Source organism: Deinococcus marmoris (assembly GCF_001949125.1).
GTDB classification, from domain to species: domain Bacteria; phylum Deinococcota; class Deinococci; order Deinococcales; family Deinococcaceae; genus Deinococcus; species Deinococcus marmoris_A.
The window spans coordinates 1-7367 of record NZ_MSTI01000041.1; the positions used below are offsets into that span (position 1 = coordinate 1).

General features: G+C 64.8%; 7 protein-coding genes and 1 pseudogene. All 8 read right to left on the reverse strand.

The features are described 5' to 3' along the window. Positions 1-230, reverse strand: a pseudogene (locus BOO71_RS06300) (hypothetical protein); the annotation flags it as partial. Between the two features lie 279 nt (positions 231-509). Further along, positions 510-1235 (reverse strand): DUF421 domain-containing protein, encoded by a 726-nt coding sequence (locus tag BOO71_RS06305; protein WP_075831111.1) that lies wholly within the window; start codon positions 1233-1235, stop codon positions 510-512. Then, on the reverse strand, positions 1232-1429 hold the full coding sequence (locus tag BOO71_RS06310) for a hypothetical protein (protein ID WP_075831112.1): 198 nt from the start codon (positions 1427-1429) through the stop codon (positions 1232-1234). The genes BOO71_RS06305 and BOO71_RS06310 overlap by 4 nt, the downstream gene beginning before the upstream one ends. A 301-nt stretch (positions 1430-1730) precedes the next feature. After that, positions 1731-3494 (reverse strand): PKD domain-containing protein, encoded by a 1764-nt coding sequence (locus BOO71_RS06315; RefSeq protein ID WP_075831113.1) that lies wholly within the window; start codon positions 3492-3494, stop codon positions 1731-1733. A gap of 418 nt (positions 3495-3912) precedes the next feature. Further along, entirely contained in the window at positions 3913-4944 is a 1032-nt protein-coding gene (gene mltG / locus BOO71_RS06320; RefSeq protein ID WP_075831114.1) for an endolytic transglycosylase MltG, read from the reverse strand. Continuing rightward, on the reverse strand, positions 4941-5930 hold the full coding sequence (locus BOO71_RS06325) for a carbohydrate kinase family protein (protein ID WP_075831115.1): 990 nt from the start codon (positions 5928-5930) through the stop codon (positions 4941-4943). The genes mltG and BOO71_RS06325 overlap by 4 nt, the downstream gene beginning before the upstream one ends. A 185-nt stretch (positions 5931-6115) precedes the next feature. Beyond that, positions 6116-6694 (reverse strand): biotin transporter BioY, encoded by a 579-nt coding sequence (locus BOO71_RS06330; RefSeq protein WP_075831116.1) that lies wholly within the window; start codon positions 6692-6694, stop codon positions 6116-6118. A gap of 65 nt (positions 6695-6759) precedes the next feature. Continuing rightward, positions 6760-7367 (reverse strand): biotin--[acetyl-CoA-carboxylase] ligase (locus BOO71_RS06335; protein WP_083653109.1); only part of this gene is annotated, 608 nt, incomplete at its 5' end.

The following is a 7367-nucleotide window of genomic DNA, read 5'->3' on the forward strand; positions in this document are numbered from 1 at the left end:
GCGCCGAGCCGCATGAGCAGTTCCGGCACGCTCCACTGAAGGGTGTTCCACGGGAGGGCTTTGGCAAACCAACGGCGGAAGGTGCGTTCATCCCAGCCGCTGTAGCGGCTGAGATTCAATGCATTGATTCGGCCAGGAATGGCCTGCCACAGCGGCATCAGGTGGAGGAAGAAGCGCTGTTGGGTAAGAGGAAGATGAAGCAAAGTCAGCAGTACGGGTAAAATGGTCATCGGGTCTCCTGGGGGCAGTCTTGAGAACTTCACCCTAGCGGAGACCCGTTTTTTGGTCCATTTCAATTTTTCGTCAAAACTGTCCGAACCATTGCTAATACGGATGCCGGACGTGGAGTGTAGAAATCGGGACAGCGCCGATTCCTACACTCCACGTCCGGCATCCGTTTTTCTCCTTCTCGCTTCGCTCGGATTACGGGTGTTTTCAACACTCTCTAATCGGAGTCCGTATAAGAGGAACGCCTTTCCGCTTTTCTTGGACCCTTAGACCTTTGACCCTCAGACGCCCGCAGGGCCAACCAGCGGATCAACCACCGCCGCCGTCCAGCCGTCCTTTCCGCCACAGACGCAGGCATCCAGCAACCCACCAACCTGCACAACTCGCCCGCAGTCCAGGCAGGCGGCCCAGCCCTGTTGCGGCACGTCGGGGTCCAGCACGAAGGGAGGTTCCAGATCCCACGGCGGCACCACGGGCAGGCCAGGAGGCGAATCTTTATCGTGGCTGAACACGGTCAGGGTGCCGTCCTGCTCGAAGTAGGCGCGGCGGACCTCGCCCAGTTGCATAACACTCTGGGCGCGCAGCTTCTCAAACAAATCTTCGCGGCTGAGGTTGACTCCCGTCAGGGCCACCATGCTGAACACGCCGTCCCGCACCAGCTCCACCGGCTGGCCTTCCATAAAGCTCTCCACCGTCTCGGAGCGCACCACCAGCCGCGACAGCACCCGCTGAAAACCCACCACCAGGGCCAGGGCCAGCATGGCGTGCAGGAGCGGAACTTCCGGGTAGAACAGCGGATCGCCCGCCGCCGACCCCAGCGCAATGACGATCACCAGTTCCAGTGCGCTGAGCTGGGCCAGCCCGCGCTTGCCCGTCAGCCGCAGCAGAAACAGCAGCCACAGGAAGATCACGGCGGTGCGGAAGACGATTTCCAGCAGGAACAGCGGCGGCGCGTCGCCCAGCCAGATACGTTGCCAGTCAAAGGGGATGATCTCGGGGCCGCTCAAGGACGGTCCTCTGGGAACAACCCGTCCAGCCCCAGCCCCGCCAGTACCCGCGTCCTCTCCCAGCCGATCAGTTCGGAGAGTTCAAGCAGTGCTGCCTCAAACTCCGGGGAATCCGCAAAGTCATCCTCCGCCAACAGCTCACGCAATCGCTGCCACAGGGCGTTGCGCCGTTTTAGAAACTGACTGGGGGGCATGCTTCAGAGTGTAGGCGGCGCGGCGACAGCCGGATTTCAGATGTTCTTGACTGTTCGGGGACAGGCTGCCGAGCCACGGCCACGGAGAGGTGCTGTTTCAGCTTCCACACAAAGACGCAGCCACCAGCAGGAACGACCTTATTCCCCGAGCTGTTTTCTGACGTGCTGAGGGCAAAATATGAAAATTCCCCAGCAGTCAACGCAACGGAGTGCGGTCACAGCCTCTTTCGAGGAGGCTGTGACCGCAGATCTGGGTGATGACCGGATTCAAATTGCCCGGATAGGGCCGGCACCGCCCGCGCTAGAAAACGTTGATGGCGAAACTCGCCGTCTGCGCGCCGAGGGTGGCCGTGACCACGTAACTGGCGGCATTACCGTCCACAACCACCGAAACGTCCAGTTGCCCCGGCGTGTTCTCGAAAGCACTCTGCAAGCAGGGCAGCATGAGGCTGGCGAAATTGCAGGGGTTGAAGACTTGTGGGTTACCGTTCTTGGTGATGGCGAAGGTTGGCGTGCTGCCAGGAGGCATCGTGAGGGTGTTGTTGGCGTTCACCATCATGGTCATGGGGTTGGAGATGACTGCCACGGACGGGCTGCTGAACGCGAACGTGCTGCTGATCGGCGGCGCGATGAAGACGGTGTTCAGCGGAATAATCAGTGGGTTAGCCAGCGTGGTGAAGCTCCCGGTGGGAGTGGTCGCCGCGCCGCTCATGCCGTTCGCACTGCCTGCCACGGTGGCTACCATGCCAGTGGCAATGTTGATGGCGGTGACGCCAGTAGAGTCGATATAGGCGTCGTGTAAAACCTGCATCATCCCGTTGCTGCCCGGCAGCCCAATGAAGCCCGTCAGGTAACACGTCTCCCCCACCGCCAGCGGTACCGTGGGGTTGCCGCCGCCGTCCAGATGCATGCATTTCACGGCCAGGGTCGTGCTGCTTCCGTTGTACACGGCATCCCAGTTCCAGGTGGTGAAGTGATTCACGGTCATCTTCAGGGCCTTGCCGCTAGCCGCAGACGCGCTGCTGATCACCTGACCCGCACCTTCCTCGATCCACAGCCCCACCTGCCCGTTGAACCACCACGTTGGAATGCTGTCGCCCACATTGATGGTGCTGCCGTCCGGGTGCTTGCTGGCATTCAGGTCCAGCAGCAACTGCGCGGTCTTGCCCGGCGCGAGCTGAAGTTTCTGCGTTCCCTGAACAAATTGCACGTCCAGCATGCCGTAGCTAAAGAGGTTGGCGCGCGTTCCAGCCGCCGACAGCGCCTCACCACGCCCAGGGAAGGTTTCGTCTGCGCCTGTGATCGGCGTCAGCGTGGCCTGAACCGTTCCTGTGACCGCGTTGCCGCTGCTGTCCACGAACGCGTTGGCAGGCATGGTGACGCTTGCGCCACTCACGGCGCTAAGAGTTCCGCCCGTGGCCGCGTTCAGGGTCTGAACCGTTTGCAGGGGGCGCAGGGTGACCTGAATGGTGGCGTTTGCCGTTCCAGTCTTCAGTTCGGTCTGAACCGTCTGCGTCATGAATCCGGCCCGCGCCACTTTCAGCAGGCTGAGGCGGCCCGTGTCTCCGCTTACCTGCGCCACCCCTAGCGCGTCGGTGGTGCCCACGTTGCCCGACAGCGTGACGGCCACGCCGCTCAGGGGGGTTCCGCCCGTGTCCACGACCTTGACTTTCACATCAGCGCTGCCTGTCGCGGTGGCCTGGGTGTAGGTCCGGGTCTGGGTGGCCGCGTTGCTCAGGCCGCCGGGGTCCGTCACCGTGAGTTTCACCGTGAACGCCCCACCGTGGTAACTGGTGGAAACGACCGGGCCAGTGGCCGTGTTGCCGTCTCCCAGGTCCCAGCGGTAGGTCAGGGCGTCGCCATTGGGATCGCTGGAGGTGCTGGCGTCCAGTTTCACGGTCTTGAAGGCATAGGCCGCATTGGCCGCGAAGGCGTCGCCCGTCATGGTGAACGCTGCCATAGGGGCGGCGTTGGTGGGCGTAACGGTGTTGCCGCCGCCGCAGGCAAGCAGGGTCACCGACGCGAGCAGAGCGCCAAGACCCACAGAAAAACGGTTCCTGTACATGAGCAACCTCCAGAGGGAAGTGAGGCGAACGGGCAGACGACACGCAGTCGGTGGTTCAGGTTGAGACTGAACTGAGCATGACAGCCGACCCCTGAACGACCCCTGAACGCTGGCGGAGCTGACCGGCACAGTGGAGAGCTGTGGGCCACCCACGAGGCGCATGGACGGCTCTGCCAGCGCGACTTTCAGAAGCCCCGGTCAGTCCAGAGACGCTCTGAAATTGCAGTGACGATCTCAAGGACTCTTGTGGCAGGGAAAGGCCGTATCGCTGGGCGAGATGGAGACCTGCGCCTGGACCGATCAGAACACACTTCGGCCACGCCCAGAAGAATGTTTCCCTTCCCGCTCGCCCTGACCGCGCTCTAGCAGTTTTACAGTTGTACCTTCAGGTTTTCAGACGCTGCCCTCGGCCATTGTCTCAGCGATACCGTTCGTTGTCCCGCAGATGTTCGGCATACGTGTGATTCACGTAGATCTTGCCGTTCGGCGCGTGCAGAAAGTACAGCGCATCACGCCCATCGGCCAGTTTGCGGTTAGAGTTCAGGACGCTTTGCAGCGCCGCCTGACCGGGATTGTTGATCGGTCCGGCGGGCAGGCCCATGCGGGTGTAGGTGCTGTACGGCGTGTCCTTCGTGAAATCTCCCGCCGAGCGGTCCAGGTCCGGCAGATCCTTGCCCAGCCCGTAGGCCACGGTGGGATCGCTGCCCAGCGCGATGCCGTCCTTGATGCGGTTCAGGAACACCCCGGCCACAATAGGCATTTCCAGATCGTTGGCGGCCTCGGCCTGCACCATGCTGGCCAGGATCACCCAGTCGCGCACGCTGAGGTCCAGCGCCTTCGCTTTCGCGATCCGTTCCGGCGTGAACTCGTCGTTCATGCGGGCCACCATCGTTTCCACGATCTTGCGCGGCGTTTCCTTGGGCCTGAATTCGTAGGTGGCCGGGAAGACGAAGCCTTCCAGATTCTTCTGTTTGCCAGCGGCGTACTTGCTCAGGCTGGGGTCTTTAAGAGCCGCCAGGATGGCCGCACCGTCATAGCCTGCCTTCTGGAAGATGGCCGGAAGGTCCTTGATGCGCTTGCCCTCGGGGATGGTCACGTTGATCACCGGAATACGCGCCTGACCCGCCAGCTTCTCGGCCACCCCCTGCACGCTCAGGGAACCGTCCAGATCGTACATGCCTTCCTTGAGACTGCCCGCCGTGCCGTTCTGGCGCATCACGAAGCGCAGGGCGTCGGCGCTTTTGATGATCTTCTTCCCTTGCAATTCGCGGGCCACCGCGCCCAGGGTATCGCCGGGTTTGACTTCCAGCGTATAGGCCGCGCCCCCGGCAGGCGCGGTCAGATTGCGGACATACAGAAATGCGCCCAGCGCCGCCAGCAGCAACAGCACCAGCAGAATCAGCAGAACCCTGGCCCAGACCGGGGCACGGCCCCCGCGCAGCCGGGTCACAGGCTCGTCCCGGTCTGCGCGGATTCAAGAGGAAAGCGGGCCAGCCGGGCCAGCAGTTCGGCGTCGGCGGGAGGTCTGGCCCCGAAACGGGAGACCACCCAGCCGCCCACCTCAACAGCCAGTTGGGCGGCCTTCGCGGCGTCGTGGTGCGTCAGCCAGCCTGCCAGAAATGCGCCGCCGAAAGCGTCCCCAGCCCCGGTGGCGTCAATCAGGGTGTCGGGGGTGGCCGCCACCGACACGCGGGGCTGGTCCGGTCCTTCAATGAGTGCGCCGTCGGCGTCCATTTTCAGGACCACCAGCGCATGTGGGTAACGCTCACGCAGCCAGCTCAGGGCGTCGGCGGAGCGGGCGCAGCCGCTCATGGCACGGGCCTCGTCGTCGTTGGGAAACAGCAGGTCAAAGGGCACCTCGTCCACGATCTTCAGGAAGTTCTCGCGGCCCATCTGCTGGATCATCTGAAAGCTGCCGGGGTCCAGGCTCAGGGTGGCGTTGCCCTCCCCTGTTCTGGAGGATTTGGACAGCAGGGCCGCCGCCAGCGCTGCGGCGCGCGGCGGATCGCGGAACAGGCTCCAGGCGGTCAGGTGCAGGTGACCCGCTGCCCGCAGCACGTCCTCCGGCAATTCGGCGGGCAACAGTTCCCAGTCCGCGCCCTGCCCGGTCAGCATGGCCCGCTGGCCCCGGCGGTCAATCAGGGCCAGCACCACCCCGGTGGGATGCTCGTCACTGAGGATCAGCTCGGTCTCCACGCCCTCGGCCTGAAGCTCGGCGGTAGCCAGTTCACCGAAGCGGTCCCGGCCAATCTTGCCCACGAAGGTGGAGGGATAGCCGCAGCGCCGCGCCCACACTGCCAGATTGGCCGCGCTGCCGCCGCCCGACAGCTCCAGCCGTCCGGTGGTGTCGCCGCCGGAGAGCAGCATGGTGTCGGGTTTGGCCAGCACATCCCAGTTCAGGTCGCCCAGCGACACCAGAGGCTTTCGTTCAATCATGACTGCGGCGCAGCATAGCGCGGCTGGATGAGCGAGGGTAGGCCGCGTGAACGGTGTCCGGGATAGCACAAAAGGCCACCTTTCCATTCGGGCTTCCCGATACAAAGCACGGCATAAAAAGGTGCGCCACCAGAGCAAAAACGCTCCGACGACGCACATTAAAATAGGGACGGTCAGCCCAGTCTCTAGCGGCGGCCCACCAAAGCCCAGGCTCCCGGCAGAAGCAGCGCGGCCAGCCCCAGCTTCAGGGCGTCGCCGGGCAGAAAGGGCAGCAGGCCCGCGCCCAGCAGCGGCTGTCCGCTCAGGCCAGTGACCACGCCCAACCACAGCAGGCCCAGCGCGTAGATCACGGCGCTGCCCGCCAGCATCGCCAGCACGGTGCCAGCGGGGCGGCGGTCCAGCGCGAAGCGTTCCACCAGAAAACCCACCAGCGCGGCGGCAAAGGGGAAGGACAGCAGGAAGCCGCCCGTGGGGCCAGCGAACTTGGCAACGCTGCCGATGCCGCCCGCGAACACGGGCAGGCCCACCGCGCCCGCCGCCAGATACAGGGCCAGCGCCGCGAAGGCCCGCTTCCAGCCCAGCGCCGCCCCCACGAGCAGCACGCCCAGCGTTTGCAGGGTCACGGGCACGGGCTTGAGGGGCAGTTCGGCCTGTGCCAGCAAGGCGATCAGGGCCGCGCCGCCCGCGATCAGCAGCAGATCACGGGTCAGGCTGGGAGCGGGGGCCAGGGTGCGGGCGAGGGTGGGGTGGGTGAGCTGGGTCATGAAGTCTCCTCTGGAGGGGTCTAAGGGTCTGAGAGTCTAAGGGTCTAGGGGGAAGCGCTGCCGTCTCAGGGGGCGGGGCCACCGTCCAGTGCGCCGATCAGTTCCACGTCCCCGGCGCTGACGGTATGCGGGCCGTCCGGGGTCTGGATGATCAGGCTGCCGCCCGCGTCCAGGCGTTCGGCCACGCCCTCCAGCGGGCCGCGCGGCGTTTGCACACGCACCGGGCGGCCCAGGGTCACACTGACCCGCGCCCAGGCGTCCAGAATCTCGGCGGGCGGGGCACGCAGCCAGTGATCAAGCTGGGAAAGGATGTCGCCCAGCACGCCCGCACGGGTCACCTCGGGGCGAAATTTATTCAGATAGGCCGCACCTGCTGGAGCGCCCGACACGTTCAGGCCGATGCCCAGCACCGCGCGCCGGGCTTCCTCACCGCGCAGATCGGCCTCCAGCAAGATGCCCGCCAGTTTGCGGCCATCCGGCGCGAGCAGATCGTTGGGCCATTTCAGACCGCCGACGCCGCAGGCCGCCTGCACCGCCACGCCCGCCGCCAGCGGCATCAACGCCAGTTCGGGCAGGGTCAGCGGAGGCCAGCCGTCCTCTCCCCCGCCGCCCAGCAGCACGCTAAAGGTCAGGCCTCCGGGGATGGGGGTCCACGCGCGCCCGCGCCGTCCGC